Genomic DNA, 16,222 nt, shown 5'->3' on the forward strand with positions numbered 1-16,222 from the left:
GTGCCTCCCTCAGTTGGCCGCGATCACGGCGATCGCGTTGACGAGCAGCAGGGCGGTGGCCAGGGCGGTGCGCAGCAGGTGCCAGGCCCGCCACTGCGGCCGCGGGTCCACCCACCCCGGCGGGGTCGCGCCGTCGAAGCCCCGCAGCGAACGGTTGATCGGCACGTTGCCCAGGTGCGACACCGCCTGCACCCCGATGACCAGCAGCACCCCGGCGGCGAAGAGCACCTTGGCGGCGGGCTCGTCGGCGACGATCGCCAGCAGGATGCCGGTCACCGTGGTCACGTTCGTGATGATCGGCATCGCCGGGTGATAGCCGCGGCCCAGCAGCCGGTGGGTCTGCACGTACTGCGGCGGCGGCAGGGTGGCCAGCGCCGGCGCGACGCTGACCGCCACCGCGAAGAACACTCCGAGCGTGATGCCGCTGCCCAGCAGCACCACGACACACAACAAGCCGGTCATGCCGGTTCCCCCTCCTCGGGTCGGTGCCGCCGCCGGCGATGCTCCCGCGCGCGCCTGGAACGGCGATGGAGCCCGGCTCGAGCCGCACGCCGGCCGCTTCCAGCCACCTTCGAGGGCCGTTCGACCCGGCGCCCGGACAGTGGGCGCCGGACCGAATGAAGAGGGAGGCACCCGTGGTACGCGTCCTGTTGCCACTCGCGCTGCTGTTCAGCGGCTTCGCCGCCGGCGGCCTGATGATCTCGTCACTGGGCGGGGCGCCACTGCTGCTGGCGCTGCCCACCGACCGATACGTGCCCGTGCACCAGTTCCTGGTGACGCGCTTCGACCCGTTCATGCCGATCAGCATGTCGGCGGCGCTGGTCTTCGACCTGGCGCTGACCCTGACCGGGCCGTCCGGCGGTTTCCGGCTGCTGACCGGACTGGCGGCGGTGCTGCTGGTGTGCGCCATGGCGGTCTCGCTGACCAAGAACGTGCCGATCAACCGCTGGATCTCCACGCTCGACCCGGAGCGGCTGCCGGCCGACTGGGACCGGCTCGACCCGCGGGTGCGCTGGCGCAACTGGAACCTGGTGCGCACGGTCCTCGCGGTCTGCGCCCTCGTCGTCAACGTCTGCGCCGTCGCCGCCGTGCTCTGACCGCGGCCGGTCGCTTCTCAAGGAGGAAACCCATGCAGGACGAGGACATGATCGGTGTGGTCGGTCCGGCGATGGCCGCGGTGCTCCCGCCGCACCTGAGGCTGCTGCTGCTCACCGACGGCAAGCGGATCTCGCAGGTGGTGCACGTGCTCGCCGAGCTCGGCGTCGCCGACCACCTGGCGGACGGCCCGCGGACCGTGGCCGACCTGGCCAAGGCCACCGACACCCATCCGGACGCGCTCGCCCGGGTGCTGCGGGTCGCGGCCGGCTTCGGCGTGTTCGCCGAGCAGGAGGACGGCCGGTACGCGCTCACCCCGGTCGCCGAGGCGCTGCGCTCGGACACCCCGGACAGTCAGCGGGACCTGGTGCTGTTCAACGGCGACGAGATGCTGTGGCGCTCGTACGGCGAACTGATGCACACCGTGCGCACCGGCCGCCCGGCGTTCGACAAGGTGTACGGGCGTACCTTCTTCGAGCATCTCGAGGCGGAGCCCGCGGCCGGCCGCCTCTTCGACCGCGCGATGACCCAGATGAGCCGGGCCACCGCGACGCTGTTCGTCGGCCAGTACGACTTCTCCCGGTACGCCTCCGTCGTGGACGTGGGCGGCGGCAACGGCCTGTTCCTCACCGAGATCCTCACCGCCCATCCGGAGGTCCGCGGCCTGCTCGTGGATCAGCCCGGCGTGGTCGCGGGCGCGGTGGAACGCTTCGCCGAGGCGGGTGTCGCCGACCGGGCCGAGGCCGTCGCCGGGGACTTCTTCGCCGAGCTGCCCGCCGGGCGCGACGCGTACCTGCTCAAGGCCGTCCTGCACGACTGGGACGACGATTCCGCGGTGCGGATCCTGCGCCGCGTGCGTGACGCCCTGACCGCGCCCGGCGCGCGCCTGCTCATCTGCGAGTTCCTGGTCGCGCCCAGCAACCGGTGGGACCGCGGCAAGCTGCTCGACCTCGACATGCTGCTGCGCTTCGGCGGCCGCGAGCGCGACCTCAGCCAGTGGCGCGTGCTGCTGGCCGAGGCCGGGCTGACCCTGCTGAACGACCCGGTGCCCGGGCGATGGGCGGTGCTGGAGTGCGCCCCCGCCTGAGCCCGGCCGTGACCGTACCGACCCGACGATCCACCGACCGAAGGAGTACCCCCGTGCAACTCGACCTCGCCGGCAAGAACGTCCTCGTGACCGGAGGCTCCCGCGGCATCGGCCGCGGGATCGTGCTCGCGCTCGCCCGGGCCGGCGCCACCGTGGTGACCTGCTACCGATCGAGCGGCGAAGCCGTGGACAGCCTGGAACGCGAGCTCAAGAACATCGGCGGCGACCACCGCCTCGTGCAGGCCGACGTGAGCGTGCCCGCCGACGTGGAGCAGCTCATCGACGTGGCCCGCACCCACCTGGGCCGGATCGACGTCCTCGTCAACAACGCCGGCGTGATCAGCCACGTGCCGTTCGCCGAGCTGCCCCTCGAGGAGTGGCAGCGCACGCTCGACAACAACCTCACCGGCTCGTTCCTGGTCATCCAGAAGGCGCTGCCGCTGCTGCCGGAGGGCGCGTCGGTGATCACCGTCGGCTCCCGCGCGGCGGTGGCCGGTATCCCGCTGCGGGCGCACTACACGGCCAGCAAGGCGGGCCTCATCGGGCTCACCCGCTCGCTCGCCAAGGAACTCGGCCGGCGCGGTATCCGGGTCAACCTGGTCGCGCCGGGCGTCATCGACACCGACGAGGAGGGCAAGCTCTCCGACGAGGAACGCGCCGCGTACGCCGAGAAGTACCAGCACATGATGGCGCTGACCCGGTTCGGCACCCCGGCCGAGATCGCCGGCGCGGTGCTGTTCCTCGCCAGCTCGCTGTCGGCGTACATCACCGGCGAGACCATCCACGTCGACGGGGGTATGTGACATGGCCGGGTTCCGAGTGCTGCTCAAGGTCGACGTGGTCCCCGGCAAGGAGGCCGACTTCGAACGCGAGTGGCTGGCCGGGCGCGACGTCATCGCCGGGCACCCGGCGAACCGGGGCCATTGGCTGTGCCGCTCCGAGAGCGAGGGCACCACGTACTACGTGACCAGCGACTGGACCGACGAGGCGCAGTTCCGCGAGTTCGAGCGCAGCGAGGCGCACCTGGCGCACCGGTCCAAGCTGCACCCGTACCGGGTGGGCGGCTCGATGGCGACGATGTCGGTGCTGGCCGGGGAGGCGAAGACCGGGGCGGCGCAGGCGGTCACCCCGTGACCGCCGCGGTGGGCCCGCAGCCGGCGACGACCGAGCCGCCCGCGGCGGGTCCGCAGCGGGCCCGGGTGATGCTGTACTGCCGGGCCGGCGGTGCCGACCGCGACCGGGTCGTCGAGGCGTACCACGAGATCAGCCGCAGCCTGGCCGGCACGCCCGGCATGCTGGGCAACGAGCTGCTGCGCGATGTGCTCGACCCGGAGTCGTTCGTGGTGCTCAGCGAGTGGGAGAGCCTGGAGGCGTTCCGCAGCTGGGAGTCGGGCTCGCAGCACCGGGGGACCACCTCGCCCCTGCGGCCCTTCCAGGACCACTCCCGTGGCCGCCCGTTCGGGCTGTACGGGGTGGACGCCGCGTACTGACGGGCTGTTCACCGAACGGGTCCCGGCCGGTGGCCGGGACCCGTTCGTGTGCACGCGGGAGAGGGGCCCGGCACCCGCCGGGCCCCTCTCCCGCCCGTGGTGTCTCAGGGCAGGTGCACGACCTGGCCGGCGAAGACCAGCCCGGCGCCGAAGCCGAGCAGCAGTGCGGTGTCGCCGCTGCCGGCCTGGCCGGTGCTCAGCAGCTGTTCCATCGCGAGCGGGATGGAGGCCGCGGAGGTGTTGCCGTTGGCGATGATGTCGCGGGCCACCGCGGTGTCCTCGCGGAAGCCGAGCTCGCTCACCAGGTGCTCGGTGATGAGCAGGTTGGCCTGGTGCGGGATGAACGCGTCGACGTCGCCGAGCTCCAGGCCGGCCCGGGACACGATCTCGCGGGCGGCGGGCACCAGCTCGCCGGTGGCCCACCGGTACACCTTCCAGCCGGACATCGTGATGGCCGGCCACACGCCCGGCTCGTCGAGCAGCTTCGGGGTCCAGCCACGACTCATCTTGAGCGCCGAGTTGCGGGAGCCGTCCGCGCGCCACACCACCGGCCCGATGCCGGGCTGCTCGGACGGGCCGACCACGACCGCGCCGGCGCCGTCGGCGAACAGGAACGCGGTGTCGCGGTCGCTGTGGTCGAGGATGTCGGTCATCCGTTCGGCGCCGATGACGAGGGTGTAGTCGGTCTGCCCGAGCCGGACCATGTCGGAGGCCAGGGCGAGGGCGTGACAGAAGCCGGCGCAGGCGGCGGAGACGTCGAAGGCGGTGGCGGCCCGGGCGCCGAGCCGGTGCGCCACCTCGACGGCCAGGGCCGGCATCTGCTCGAGGTGGGTGATCGTCGCGACGACGACGCACCCGATCTGCGAGGCGTCGATGCCGGCCTCGGCGAGGGCCTTCTGCGCGGCCGCGGTGGCCATCACCGGCAGGCTCTCGTCGGGGCCGGCGTAGCGGCGGGTACGGATGCCCGAGCGCGAGGCGATCCACTCGGGATCGAGCCCGGTGCCGGCGGCGATGTGCTCGTTGCCGACCACGCGTTCCGGGCGGTAGGTGCCGACGGCCAGGATGCGGCTGCCCCGGGGCTCGTCGAGGGTGCGGATGGCGGATGTCATCGGACCGGTTCTCCTTACGGTCGTGCGGGCGGGAAGCACGACCGGGCGCGGCCCGTGCGGACCGTGCCCGGCGTGCTTGGGGGAGCGGTTCAGTTCTCGGAGCCGGCCGGCACGGGTGCCTTGGCGCCGACCGCCGCGGTGCGGGGCCGCCGGGCGGCGGGCCGGGCCGGGCGGGCCTGCTGCTCGGCCGCGTTGCGCCGGCGGCCGTAGCGGGTGAAACCCCACGGCTTGTACGTCGACAGCACGGTCATGAAGATCAGCAGCAGCACGGCGCTGCCGGCGCAGATCGCGAGCGGGATGCCGACGGCGCGGACCTCGGCCACCGGCGCGCCGGCCTGGGTGAGTTCGTACGCCCGCAGGATCAGCTGGTGGATCACGCCGAAGCCGAAGCACATCAGCAGGATCGTGGCGACGAACTTGGTGGCGACCCAGTGCCGGCGCATGAGGTGCCACTTGGTGCCGACGCCGCCGATGACCCCGGTGAGCAGCGCGAAGAGGCTGGTCATCCCGAGGAAGATCTGGTCGAGCAGGTTCATCATGTCGTACACCGAGTACTGCGTGCGCGGGTCGTCGGTGATGCAGGCGGTGACGGCCATCGCGAGCATGCCCAGGATCAGGCCGAGCCAGCCGACCGAGATGATGATGTGGCCGACCAGCATGACCTTGCGCAGCTGCTGGCTGACCTGGCGCGCGTCGGCACGCCGCCCGCGGAACCAGACGTTGGCCGAGGGCGCGAACATCAGCCCCACGCCCGCCACGGACGCGACCGCGCCGAGCACGCCGAGCGCCACCTGCGCCGCCCCGTCGATCGGCCGGCCGGCGATGCCGAACAGGCCCAGCGTGGTGAACATCAGCCCGAGCAGGCCGAAGATCGTCAGGATCACGCGGCCCCACTGCCGGCCCTTGCGCATCATCTCGTTGAAGAACGCGAACATCGCGATGAACGCGATGGTCAGGACCAGGTCCGTGGTGGCGCCCAGCCCGCCGCCGTCGCCGTACGCGCTCCTCAGTTCGAGGATGTTGCTGAGCAGGGCCGCCACGGTACCCACGTAGACCGCCCAGTACGCCAGCGTGATCGACCGTGGTGGCGACACCGCTGCGCTGTCCTTCGTCTGGCTCACGAGCCCTCCCGATTCCGGCTTGCGTGCTGCCGGATCGGGGCGGCGTGCCCCGGCGCGAACCCGGCCCGGCCAGGCTCGGTCAGGCGTCTCGAGACTCGCTCAAGGGAGGTTGGAGCACGGGCGGCTCCGCCCGGGCCTCAGGCCGGGTGCTCGGCGTCGGCCAGGGCGTCGGTGAAGCGGGTGAGCAGCCGGGCGAACTCGGCCCGGTCGGCGGGATCCCAGTCCCGCAGCAGGTGCCCGTAGAGGGCCTGCCGGTTGCGGTGGGCGTTCTGGACGACGTCGCGGCCGGACGCGGTCAGTTCCAGGCAGATCCGCCGGCCGTCCTGCTGCGAGGCGGTCCGCCGGATGAAGCCGCTGGCGATCGTGGCGGACACGAGCCGCGACGCCCGTGACGGGTCGATGCCCAGCCGCTCGGCGATCTGACCGACCGTGACGCCGTCCGCCTGCGCCGCCGCGCCCTCGTCGATCGCGTCCACGACCGCCATCTGCTGCAGGTCCAGGTCGTGCGGCAGGTTCTCGACGGCGTGCTTGCCGAGGGCCCGGCGCGACTGGCGGCGGCGGATCCGGATCATGGCCCGCTCGATGTCGGCCAGGACCGGGTCGCCGGGTCCGGCGCCGGTGGCCGGTTGCGACGCGCTCGTCTCCAGCATGCGCGCATTCTATGCGGCCACCGGGCGCACGGCCCGCTTCCCCCGCCGCTCCAGCAGATATATGCTCCACGCAACAACCTGCTGTTGTCACTTAACTGCGAGGGGCAGTCATGACCGAGTTGCGTTCGTCCGGCACCAGCACCACCGTTCCCGCGTCCCGCCGGCGGCGGGCCCGCCTGTTCGCCGTCGCCGGGGCGGTCCTGGCCGCCCTGCTGATCTGGATCATCGCCGTGCCGGTGGCCGGCGTCGATCTGCAGGCCACCACCGGCCCGGGCAGCACCGAGCTCGAGCCGGTGCCGGTGGTCGCCGTCATCGCCATGAGCCTGCTGGCGCCGCTCGCCGGCTGGGGCCTGCTGGCGCTGCTCGAGCGATTCTCGGCTCGCGGGCGGACCATCTGGACGGTCATCGCCTGTGTCGTCCTGCTCGTCTCGTACGGTGGCCCGCTGCTCGGCGCCGGCATCCCGGGCAGCTCGCGGCTGACGCTCGCGCTCATGCACACCGCCGTCGGGCTCATCGTCATCCCCGCGTTCGCGCGGTCCTCCCACCGGCGCTGACCGGCGGCGTCCCGCACGCCACGACCTCGTCCACCGAGTACGGCGGCCGACCCGCTCGGTCGCCGTTCCGCTGCCAGGGGGCCGCCGGGTCCAGCCGCCCTCAAGCTGCTCTCCAGCACGGTCCCGCAGGCTCGGCGCCGACACGCAACGACGATGTGCCGAGACGAGGGAGTGACACATGTGCGGAATCACCGGCTGGGTGGACTTCGGCGGTGCCCTCGACCGCGATCCCCGGCACGCGGTGGCGATGACCGGGCAGCTGGCCTGCCGGGGCCCGGACGACAGCGGGGTGTGGCGCGACGAGCGGGCCGCGCTGGGCCACACCCGGATGGCCGTCATCGACCTCACCGGCGGCCGCCAGCCGATGACTGCGCAGGAGGACGGCCGCGACGTCGCGGTGCTCACCTACTGCGGCGAGGTCTACAACTTCCAGGAGCTGCGCGCCGAGCTCGAGGGGCGCGGGCACCGGTTCCGTACGCGCAGCGACACCGAGGTGGTGCTGCGGGCGTACCTGGAATGGGGTGAGGACTGCCCGCGGCGGCTGCACGGCATGTTCGCCTTCGCCGTGTGGGAGCCGGCCCGCCACCGCCTCTTCCTGGCCCGCGACCGGCTCGGGATCAAGCCGCTGCACGTCGCGGTCCTCGGCGACGCGGTGCTGTTCGGCTCCGAGCACAAGGCGCTGCTGGCACACCCCGCGGTGCGGCCGGTCGTGGACGCCGACGGGCTGCGGGAGGTCTTCTCCGAGGCGCGTACGCCCGGCGCCGGCGTCTTCCGCGACATCCGCGAGCTGCGCCCGGGGCACACGATGACCGTCGAGCCGGGCCGGGTGACGCGCCGGCGCTACTGGACGCTGGAGGCCCGCGGGCACGAGGAGGACCTCGCGGCCACCACCGAGACCGTCGCCGGCATGCTGCGGGAGATCGTCGAGCGCGAGATGGTCGCCGACGTGCCGCTGGCCGTGCTGCTCTCCGGCGGGCTCGACTCGAGCACGCTGACCGCCCTGGCGGCCGCCGTACGCCGGGACCGGGGCGGCCCGCCGGTGCGGTCGATCACCGCGAGCTACACCGGCTACAGCGAGAACTTCCGGCCGGACCTGGTCCGCAGCGCGCCCGACGCCCCCTACGCCAGGGCCGTCGCCGCGTACGCCGGCACCGACCACCTCGAGCTCAGTCTCAGCCCGCAGGACCTGATGGACGCCGGCTCCCGGCTGGCCTGCCTGGTCGCCCAGGACGTGCCGACCCCGTTCGGCGACATGGACACCTCCACCTACCTGACCTTCCGGGCGGTACGGGAGCACGCGAAAGTCGCGCTGACCGGGGAGGTGGCCGACGAGATCTTCGGCGGCTACAGCTGGATCCACGTCACCGACATCGCCGAGCAGCCCATGTTCCCGTGGGTGTCCTTCGAGGCCTGGCATCCCGGCACCCGGGCGGGCCTGGGCCGGGGACTGATCGACCGCGGTCTCATGGCGAAGCTGGACATGGAGTCGTACTACGCCGACGGCTACCGTACGGCGCTCGCCGAGGTGCCGCGGCTCGACGGTGAGCCGGCGGCCGAGCGGCGCATGCGCGAGATCTGCCACCTGCAGCTCACCCGCTGGATGCCGATGCTGCTGGACCGCAACGACCGGCTCAGCATGGCCTCCGGCCTCGAGGTCCGCGTGCCGTTCTGCGACCACCGGCTCGTGCAGTACCTCTTCGACGTCCCGTGGGCGATGAAGACCTTCGACTCGCGGGAGAAGAGCCTGCTGCGCGCGGCCGCCGGTGCGCTGCTGCCGGAAGAGGTCCTGCAGCGGCCGAAGGCGCCGTTCCCGGTCAGCCAGGACCCCGCGTACACGACGGCGCTGCACGAGGCGGTCCTGGCCGTCGCGACGGACCCGTCGAGCCCGGCGTCGGCCTTCGTGGACGAGCGGGCCGCCCGCGCCATGGCCGAGGAGACCGAGGACGGCGTCCAGGACTGGCTCTTCCGCATGAACTTCGAAATGGTCCTCCAGCTCAACTCCTGGCTGGACCGCTACCACATCGAGCTCGCGCTCTGACCCGGGCCGTCCGCAGTGGACCGGCCACCGACCCCCGAAGGGAACCCGATGATCGAGCAGGACGAGCGGCTGCGCAACCTCACGGCGCTCATCGACAACACTCCGCACGACGACCTCGAGGCCGCCGTCGGCCGGCTGCCCGGCGGGGCGGACGAGGCGCTGGATCTGATCTTCACGCTGCTGGCCTCGGAGTTCAATCCGCAGAAGGCCAAGGGCAAGCGGGGTGTGTTCCAGTTCGAGATCACCGACGGCACCGGCGTACGCGAGCACTACGTGCACGTCGAGAACGACACGTGCACGACCGGCCGCGGCAAGGCCGAGAAGCCGGACATCACCCTCGGCGTCAAGCTCGCGGACATGCTGCTGATGGGCATGGGCAAGCTCCCGGGTGCCAAGGCGTTCATGACCGGCAAGCTCAAGATCCGGGGCAATCCGTTGTTCGGCACCAAGCTCGGTGACTGGTTCGACCACCCGCCGGCCTGACGGGTGTCGCACGAGGCCGGGGCGCGCGTCGACGCGCCCCGGCCTTTTCATGCAGTGAAAAAGTCTGCCCGCAGCAACCACATGCCCAAGGAACATAGTTTCCGCAAGAAGGTATATGCTCAACGCACAGTTCCGGCCTGTCGCGTCAAGGAGCCGCCGTGACCAGACCCTCGCACGAGCCCAGCACCGCGCCGACCGGCCCGCTCGGCCACGATCTGCGTTTCGTCCTGGCCGCACTGATGCTCAACACGTTCATGTCCATGCTGGACCAGTCGATCGTGGCGACCGCGGGGCCCACGGTCGTCGGCGAGCTCGGCGGCCTGGATCACTACGCGTGGGTCTTCACCGGCTACATGCTCGCCTTCAGCGTCACCATGCCGATCTACGGCAAGCTCGGTGACCTGTTCGGCCGCAAGCCGGTGCACCTGCTCGCCATCACGATCTTCCTCACCGGCTCGGTCGCCGCCGGCCTGGCCCAGTCGATGGGGCAGCTGATCGCCTTCCGGGTGCTCCAGGGACTGGGCGGCGGCGGTCTCGTGGTGCTCGGCATGGGCAGCCTCGGTGATCTCCTGGAGCCCCGGCAGCGCGCCAAGTACCAGGGCTATTTCGCCGTCGTCTTCACCCTCGCCAACCTCTGCGGGCCGCTGGCCGGCGGGCTGATCACCGACCAGCTCGGCTGGCGCTGGGTGTTCTTCGTCAACGTCCCCATCGGCCTGGCGACCATGGCGCTGCTGATGCGCTTCCTGCACCCCGGGCGGGCGCCGGAGCGGCGCCCCCGCATCGACTACGCCGGCGCCCTCACCCTCGCCGCCGCGATCGTCGGTGCCCTGCTCGTCAGCACCTGGGGTGGCAACGACTACGCCTGGACGTCGCCCACGATCGTCTCGCTGACCGCCGCGACGGTGGCGCTCCTGCTGGCCTGGCTGTGGATCGAGCGGACCGCCGCCGAGCCGCTGATCCCGCTGCGGCTGTTCGGCGACCGCACCTTCAGCATCATGACGGTGATCGCCTTCGCCGGCAGCTTCGCGTTCTTCGGCTGCATCAACTTCGTGCCGCTGTTCCTGCAGCTGGTCAGCGGGGCCAGCCCGACCGCGACCGGTCTGCTCTACCTGCCGGCGATGGTGTGCGTCGCCGTCGCCTCGGTGGTGTCCGGCCGGCTCATCGCGCGCAGCGGGCACTACAAGTGGGTGGTGGTGGCCAGCATGGGCATCGCCGCGGCCGGCACGATCCTGCTGTCCACCGTCGGTGGCTCCACCCCGGGCCTGCTGGTGGCCGGATTCCTGGCGGTGGTCGGTCTCGGCATCGGCCTCTCCCAGCAGGTGACCACGCTGGCCGCGCAGAACGCGGCGCCGCCGCAGGACATGGGCGTCGCCACGTCCACCGTCGGGTTCCTGCGCAACCTCGGTTTCTCCTTCGGGGTGGCGGTGTTCGGCGCCGTGCTCAACGCGCGGCTCGCCGCCGAGCTGCCGGCGGCCCTCGGCGCCGACCGCGAGAACCTCACCCCGGAGACGGTGTCCGCGCTGCCCCCGGCCGTGCGCGGCGCCGTCGCCGAGGCGTACGGATCGAGCCTGGCGACCGTCTTCCGGTGGGCGGTGCCGGTGCTGCTCGTCGGCTTCGTCCTGGCGCTGTGGCTGCAGGACGTGCAGCTGCGCCGGCGCGGACCCGGCGGACCGGGCGGCCCCGGCGGACCCCGTTCGCAGGCGGGCGCGGCCGGTGCGGGCGGCGCGGCGGCCGCCGGTCCCGCGCCCGCCACCACGGGCTGACCGGCCCCGCAGTCCTTACCGAGCAGGAACGAGCTCCCGCGTCCCCCGTGCGGGGGCTCGTTCCGCTTCCAGATCACCTCCAGCCGGCTTCGAGCGACGGCCCGCACCATGACCGGGATGAGATCGGGGTCGGCCTGACCGGCGCAGCGACGGACCACCCGTCCGACGACCCCGCGACCACGGGCATCGCTGCGAAAGGTTGGCCGATGACAGACACCCTGATCGGAACCGCCGAGACCGCACCGGACTGGATCACCTGCACCCGCTGCCGGAACCTGGTCTACGGCAAGCGGTGGGCCCGGGAGCTCTGCGTGTGCCCGGACTGCGGTGCGCACGCGCGGATCGACGCCGGCACCCGGCTCCGCCAACTGCTCGACCCGGGCGAGCACACCGTGCTGCCGGGAGCCGGATCCCCGGGGGATCCGCTGGCGTTCCACGACCGCAAGCCGTACCCGCGGCGCCTGGCCGAGGCCCGCGAGCGCACCGGGATGGACGAGGCGGTCCGCAGCGTCCAGGGCAGCATCGACGGACACCCCGTCGTCGTCTCGGTCATGGACTTCCGGTTCCTCGGCGGCAGTCTCGGCGCCGAGGTCGGCGAGCGCATCACCCGCGCGGCCGAGACGGCGCTGCGCGAGCGGGTGCCGCTGATCCTGGTGACCGCCTCCGGCGGCGCCCGGATGCAGGAGGGTGCCCTGTCGCTCATGCAGATGGCCAAGACCAGTCAGGCCCTCGCCCAGCTCGACGAGGCCGGGATCCTCACGGTGACGGTCGTGACCGACCCCACCTACGGCGGCGTCGCGGCCTCCTTCGCGAGCCTCACCGACGTGGTCCTGGCCGAGCCCGGCGCGCGGCTCGGCTTCGCCGGTCCCCGGGTCGTGGAGCAGACGATCCGGCGGTCGCTGCCGGCCGGCTTCCAGACCGCCGAGTTCCTGCTCGAGCGGGGCCTCATCGACCAGGTCGTGCCGCGCGACCGGCTCCGGGCGACGCTGAGCCGGCTGATCGCCGCGACCCGGCACACACCGCCGCGATCCGGCAGCGCAGAGGCGACCGGACTGGTCACCGACCCGCAGCGGCTGGACGAGACGGAGCCCTGGGAGGTCGTGCAGCGTTCCCGCCATCTCGACCGCCCGACGGTACGGGACTACATCAGCCATCTCTGCGACGGCTTCGTGGAGCTGCACGGCGACCGCAGCGGCACGGAGTGCCCCGCGATCATCGGTGGCCCGGCGCTGATGTCCGGCCGCCCGGTGATGGTGATCGGGCACCACAAGGGACACACCACCCGCGAGCTGGTCCAGCACAACTTCGGGATGCCGGCGCCGGCCGGGTACCGCAAGTCGGCCCGGCTGCTGCGGCTCGCCGAGAAGCTGGGCCTCCCCGTCGTGACGCTCATCGACACCCCCGGCGCCCACCCCGGACCGGAGGCGGAGGAGCAGGGCCAGGCCATCGCGATCGCCGAGAACATCCGGCTCATGTCCCGCCTGCGCGTGCCGGTGATCGCCGTCGTGACCGGCGAGGGCGGCAGCGGCGGCGCGCTCGCCCTCGGGGTGGCGGACCGGGTCTACATGTTCGCCTCGGCGACGTACTCGGTGATCAGCCCGGAGGGCTGCGCGGCGATCCTCTGGCAGACCCCGTCGGCCGCTCCGGCGGCGGCCGCCGCGCTCCGGCTCACCGCACCCGCGCTGCTGCGGCTCGGCATCGTCGACGGGGTCGTGCCGGAGCCGGCGGGGGGTGCCCACACCGACCACCTGATGGCGGCCGCGGCCCTGCGCCGGGCACTGCTCGGCACGCTGGACGAGCTGACCGCCGTGCCCGCGCCGGAGCTCGTGCAGCGCCGGTGGACACGTTTTCGCAACTTCGGCGCCGGCTGCGGCGAATAGGGCGAGGGAGACACGATGGAACAGGTCAGCGCACTGCTCGACGAGGTGTGCGGGAGCGCCATCCGGCTGGTACGCGCGGCACCCGGCACGGTGACCCGGCTGCGGCTGCAGCAGGGTGAGGCGATCGTCGAGATGGAATGGACCGAGGCGGGCGGGGCCGGATCCGCACCGGCGCCGGCTGCGGCGGCGGTGGCGACCGCGCCACCGGCCGAGCTTGCGCCGCCGGCCGGGGTGACGTACGTCCGGTCCCCGATGATCGGCACGTTCTACCACGCGCCCGGGCCGGGGGAGCCGCCGTTCGTCCGGGCCGGCGACGTCGTCGAGCCGGGTACCCAGGTCGGAATCCTCGAGGCGATGAAGCTGATGAACGCCATCGAGTCCGACGTGGCCGGCCGGGTGGTGGAGGTGCTGGTCGAGGACGGCACCCCGGTCGAGTACGACCAGCCGCTGCTCGCCCTCGCGCCGGCGGACGAGGGCTGAGGCCGTGTTCACCACCGTCCTCATCGCGAACCGGGGCGAGATCGCGTTACGGGTCGCCCGTACCTGCCGGGAGATGGGAATCCGTACGGTCGTGGCCCACTCCACCGCCGACCGGGACTCCGCGCCCGTCCGCTTCGCCGACGACGCCCGGCACATCGGGCCGACGCCGGCCAAGCGCAGCTACCTCAACCTCGCCGCGATCGTGGAGGCGGCCGTGCAGTGCGAGGCCGACGCCATCCATCCCGGGTACGGCTTCCTGTCCGAGGACGCCGACCTCGCCGAGGTGGCCGCCCAGCACGGCATGACGTTCATCGGCCCGCGGCCGGACGTGATGGCGCGCCTGTCGGACAAGGCGGCGGCCCGTACGGTCATGGCCGAAGCCGGCCTGCCCGTGCTGCCCGGCAGCGCGACCGCGATCACCGCTCTGGCCGAGGCCGAGGCCGTCGCGGAGGAGATCGGCTTCCCGCTGATCATCAAGGCCGCCGCGGGCGGGGGAGGCCGCGGCATGACGGTGGTCTGGGACCGCCGGCACCTGCCGCGCGCGTTCGCGGAGACCCGGGCCTCGGCGCAGACCGTGTTCAACGACGGGCGGGTCTACCTGGAGCGCTATCTCGAGGTGGCGCGGCACGTCGAGGTGCAGGTGCTCTGCGACGACCACGGCAACGGCGTGCACCTCGGCGAGCGGGACTGCTCGGTGCAGCGCCGGCACCAGAAGCTCATCGAGGAGGCGCCCGCGCCCGAGCTGCCGCCCGGGCTGGCCGATCGGATGGGCCGGGCGGCGGTGCAGGGCGCGCTCGCGGTCGGCTACACCGGCGTGGGGACGTTCGAGTTCCTCGTCGACGCCGACGGGTCCGCGTACTTCATGGAGATCAACTGCCGGATCCAGGTGGAGCACCCGGTCACGGAGATGATCTACGGGGTGGACCTGATCCGGGAGCAGATCGCCGTGGCGGCGGGGCGTCCCCTGACCCTGACCCAGGAGGATCTGGACGCGCGCCGGCGCGGGGTGGCCATCGAGTGCCGGATCAACGCCGAGGACCCGGCCCGCGACTTCCGCCCGACGCCGGGGCTCATCACCGAGTTCGAGCCGCCGGGTGGCCCGTTCACCCGGGTCGACACGCACTGCCGGGCCGGCTGGACCGTCACACCGGACTACGACCCGCTGCTGGCGAAGCTGATCGTCTGGGCCGACGACCGGGACCAGGCTTTGGCGCGCATGGACCGGGCGCTGTCGGAATTCCACATCGCCGGCCGCGGCGTGCAGACGTCGCGCGACTTCCTGCGCGACGTGCTGGCGCACCCGCACTTCCGGCGGGCGAAGCATTCCACCTCGCTGGTCGACCAGATGCGGGTCGCCGGCATGTGACCACCGGCGCCCCGTGCGCCCTCCACGGCGAGCAGGCCCACCGGCGGCCTGCTCGCCCGCGTCGGCGCGCCGGCGCCGCGTCTGCTGCCGGGTGGTGGTTGCCGGCCGTCTCCCGGCGCCGCGCCGATCGGCGTCCGCGGCAGACCACCACACCGCACCCGACTGCCTCGGCGACCCGCCCGCCGCGCGGGCCGCCCCGGGGACGGTCCGGCCGCTGCGGGGGCGGGGTCGTCGAGGCTGCGCAGCCAGGCCCAGGTGTCCGGCGGTCAGAGCTCGTCCAGCTCGCAGGTCAGAAGGTAGTGCCGGTCGCCGACGATGCCGATCGTGAACCGTCCGTCGGAGCCGGCGTCGAGACTCAGGTGCCGGCACGCGGTGCCGAGCCGGCGCCCCAGGTCCGGATAGACCGCCGCCCGTCCGCGCCGGTCCGGAGCGACCGACACCATCGCGGTGCCGCCGTCGGCCGCCCGCACCGCGTTGGGCTTCTGCACCACGGTGTGCCGCACGATGTCGAGGGCGGGTAACGAGAGGATGAGGGTGTCGGTGGCGAACACGGTGTCGAACATCTCGTCGAGGCCCCAGCAGCTGTCGACGCGCACCTGCCGGGCCGTCGAGTCCACGACGACCCGGGCCGCGGCGGACGTCGGCACGAACCGCTGGCAGAGCACGACGACGCGGTCGTGGCGGCCGGCCTCGTGGCTGCGGGCGCCCAGCGCCGCGAGCTCCACGACGGACTCCTGGGCGGCGACCGGGTCGAGGTTGTGCCAGTACGGCGGGAGTGCCTGCGCGTTGCCGTGCTCGTCGCCCAGCCAGCCGCGGACGGTCACCCGGCCACCGACGCCGTCGAGGGCGGCGGCTGCCTCGGCGGCGACCGTGTCGAGGCAGGACCCCACCGGCAGCACGATCACGAGCGCCTCCGGGACCGTGAAATGCCGGTCGCCGCGGGCGATCACCGCGACCGGTCTGACCGTGGACCGGGGATCACGGCAGCGTGGATCCTCCAGCGTGCCGGTCCATGAGCGCTCCGGCACTGCCGGACCGCTGTCGAGCTGAGCTGTCACCGATAACATGCTCGGCCTCCCGCTCGGGGGCGCCTGCCTGAGGGCCGC

The 16,222-nt window shown here is 72.9% G+C and carries 17 protein-coding genes; 12 read left to right on the forward strand and 5 right to left on the reverse strand.

Annotation, left to right across the window (positions count from 1 at the left end):
- Positions 1–9: 9 nt before the first annotated feature.
- Entirely contained in the window at positions 10–462 is a 453-nt protein-coding gene (locus AB0K03_RS02125; protein ID WP_364679163.1) for a DUF1772 domain-containing protein, read from the reverse strand.
- 173 nt (positions 463–635) lie between these two features.
- Here AB0K03_RS02125 and AB0K03_RS02130 point away from each other — a divergent pair, with 173 nt between their 5' ends.
- The 5 genes from AB0K03_RS02130 to AB0K03_RS02150 are packed head-to-tail and all read left to right on the forward strand — an operon-like array spanning position 636 to position 3,672.
- Positions 636–1,097, forward strand: coding sequence for a DUF1772 domain-containing protein (locus AB0K03_RS02130; protein WP_364679166.1), 462 nt, complete (start codon positions 636–638; stop codon positions 1,095–1,097).
- Positions 1,098–1,129: 32 nt separating this feature from the next.
- A complete protein-coding gene (locus AB0K03_RS02135; protein WP_364679169.1) occupies positions 1,130–2,182 on the forward strand; it encodes a methyltransferase in 1,053 nt (350 codons plus the stop codon).
- A 53-nt stretch (positions 2,183–2,235) separates the two neighbouring features.
- A complete protein-coding gene (locus tag AB0K03_RS02140; RefSeq protein WP_364679172.1) occupies positions 2,236–2,985 on the forward strand; it encodes an SDR family oxidoreductase in 750 nt (249 codons plus the stop codon).
- 1 nt (position 2,986) lies between these two features.
- Positions 2,987–3,316: an antibiotic biosynthesis monooxygenase family protein gene (locus AB0K03_RS02145; RefSeq protein WP_364679174.1), complete on the forward strand. Its 330-nt coding sequence runs from the start codon at positions 2,987–2,989 to the stop codon at positions 3,314–3,316.
- The gene (locus AB0K03_RS02150; protein ID WP_364679177.1) at positions 3,313–3,672 is read left to right on the forward strand and encodes an antibiotic biosynthesis monooxygenase; all 360 of its coding nucleotides are present in this window, start codon (positions 3,313–3,315) and stop codon (positions 3,670–3,672) included. The genes AB0K03_RS02145 and AB0K03_RS02150 overlap by 4 nt, the downstream gene beginning before the upstream one ends.
- A gap of 104 nt (positions 3,673–3,776) precedes the next feature.
- Here the strand turns inward: AB0K03_RS02150 and AB0K03_RS02155 are convergent, their stop codons facing one another.
- The 3 genes from AB0K03_RS02155 to AB0K03_RS02165 all read right to left on the reverse strand — a co-directional run bounded on the left by AB0K03_RS02155 (position 3,777) and on the right by AB0K03_RS02165 (position 6,552).
- A complete protein-coding gene (locus AB0K03_RS02155; protein WP_364679180.1) occupies positions 3,777–4,781 on the reverse strand; it encodes a beta-ketoacyl-ACP synthase 3 in 1,005 nt (334 codons plus the stop codon).
- 89 nt (positions 4,782–4,870) lie between these two features.
- Positions 4,871–5,902 carry a hypothetical protein gene (locus AB0K03_RS02160; RefSeq protein ID WP_364679182.1) on the reverse strand — a complete coding sequence of 344 codons (1,032 nt, stop codon included), beginning with the start codon at positions 5,900–5,902 and terminating at the stop codon, positions 4,871–4,873.
- Positions 5,903–6,039: 137 nt separating this feature from the next.
- The gene (locus AB0K03_RS02165; RefSeq protein ID WP_364679185.1) at positions 6,040–6,552 is read right to left on the reverse strand and encodes a MarR family transcriptional regulator; all 513 of its coding nucleotides are present in this window, start codon (positions 6,550–6,552) and stop codon (positions 6,040–6,042) included.
- Between the two features lie 110 nt (positions 6,553–6,662).
- Here AB0K03_RS02165 and AB0K03_RS02170 point away from each other — a divergent pair, with 110 nt between their 5' ends.
- The 7 genes from AB0K03_RS02170 to AB0K03_RS02200 all read left to right on the forward strand — a co-directional run bounded on the left by AB0K03_RS02170 (position 6,663) and on the right by AB0K03_RS02200 (position 15,116).
- Complete coding sequence (locus tag AB0K03_RS02170; protein WP_364679187.1) at positions 6,663–7,106, forward strand: DUF6069 family protein; 444 nt, start codon at positions 6,663–6,665, stop codon at positions 7,104–7,106.
- 178 nt (positions 7,107–7,284) lie between these two features.
- Positions 7,285–9,144, forward strand: coding sequence for an asparagine synthase (glutamine-hydrolyzing) (gene asnB, locus AB0K03_RS02175; protein WP_364679190.1), 1,860 nt, complete (start codon positions 7,285–7,287; stop codon positions 9,142–9,144).
- Between the two features lie 48 nt (positions 9,145–9,192).
- Complete coding sequence (locus AB0K03_RS02180; RefSeq protein WP_364679192.1) at positions 9,193–9,627, forward strand: SCP2 sterol-binding domain-containing protein; 435 nt, start codon at positions 9,193–9,195, stop codon at positions 9,625–9,627.
- Between the two features lie 158 nt (positions 9,628–9,785).
- Positions 9,786–11,390 carry an MDR family MFS transporter gene (locus tag AB0K03_RS02185; RefSeq protein ID WP_364679195.1) on the forward strand — a complete coding sequence of 535 codons (1,605 nt, stop codon included), beginning with the start codon at positions 9,786–9,788 and terminating at the stop codon, positions 11,388–11,390.
- A gap of 206 nt (positions 11,391–11,596) precedes the next feature.
- Positions 11,597–13,270 (forward strand): acetyl-CoA carboxylase carboxyltransferase subunit alpha, encoded by a 1,674-nt coding sequence (locus AB0K03_RS02190; RefSeq protein ID WP_364679198.1) that lies wholly within the window; start codon positions 11,597–11,599, stop codon positions 13,268–13,270.
- Between the two features lie 15 nt (positions 13,271–13,285).
- Complete coding sequence (gene accB, locus AB0K03_RS02195) at positions 13,286–13,750, forward strand: acetyl-CoA carboxylase biotin carboxyl carrier protein (RefSeq protein ID WP_364679200.1); 465 nt, start codon at positions 13,286–13,288, stop codon at positions 13,748–13,750.
- A 4-nt stretch (positions 13,751–13,754) separates the two neighbouring features.
- On the forward strand, positions 13,755–15,116 hold the full coding sequence (locus AB0K03_RS02200; RefSeq protein WP_364679203.1) for an acetyl-CoA carboxylase biotin carboxylase subunit: 1,362 nt from the start codon (positions 13,755–13,757) through the stop codon (positions 15,114–15,116).
- Positions 15,117–15,382: 266 nt separating this feature from the next.
- On the opposite strand, the gene AB0K03_RS02205 is transcribed toward AB0K03_RS02200, so the two are convergent.
- Positions 15,383–16,174, reverse strand: a complete 792-nt coding sequence (locus AB0K03_RS02205; protein WP_364679206.1) for a hypothetical protein — start codon at positions 16,172–16,174, stop codon at positions 15,383–15,385.
- Positions 16,175–16,222: the final 48 nt, after the last annotated feature.

The sequence above is a fragment of the Actinoplanes sp. NPDC049316 genome (assembly GCF_040677315.1).
Lineage (GTDB): Bacteria > Actinomycetota > Actinomycetes > Mycobacteriales > Micromonosporaceae > Actinoplanes.

Coding starts and splice junctions, on each gene's coding strand:
- AB0K03_RS02180 (WP_364679192.1), top strand. CDS start 9,193: ATGATCGAGCAGGACGAGCGGCTGCGCAACCTCACGGCGCTCATCGAC.
- accB (WP_364679200.1), top strand. CDS start 13,286: ATGGAACAGGTCAGCGCACTGCTCGACGAGGTGTGCGGGAGCGCCATC.
- AB0K03_RS02165 (WP_364679185.1), bottom strand. CDS start 6,552: ATGCTGGAGACGAGCGCGTCGCAACCGGCCACCGGCGCCGGACCCGGC.
- AB0K03_RS02135 (WP_364679169.1), top strand. CDS start 1,130: ATGCAGGACGAGGACATGATCGGTGTGGTCGGTCCGGCGATGGCCGCG.
- AB0K03_RS02155 (WP_364679180.1), bottom strand. CDS start 4,781: ATGACATCCGCCATCCGCACCCTCGACGAGCCCCGGGGCAGCCGCATC.
- AB0K03_RS02145 (WP_364679174.1), top strand. CDS start 2,987: ATGGCCGGGTTCCGAGTGCTGCTCAAGGTCGACGTGGTCCCCGGCAAG.
- AB0K03_RS02170 (WP_364679187.1), top strand. CDS start 6,663: ATGACCGAGTTGCGTTCGTCCGGCACCAGCACCACCGTTCCCGCGTCC.
- AB0K03_RS02125 (WP_364679163.1), bottom strand. CDS start 462: ATGACCGGCTTGTTGTGTGTCGTGGTGCTGCTGGGCAGCGGCATCACG.
- asnB (WP_364679190.1), top strand. CDS start 7,285: ATGTGCGGAATCACCGGCTGGGTGGACTTCGGCGGTGCCCTCGACCGC.
- AB0K03_RS02190 (WP_364679198.1), top strand. CDS start 11,597: ATGACAGACACCCTGATCGGAACCGCCGAGACCGCACCGGACTGGATC.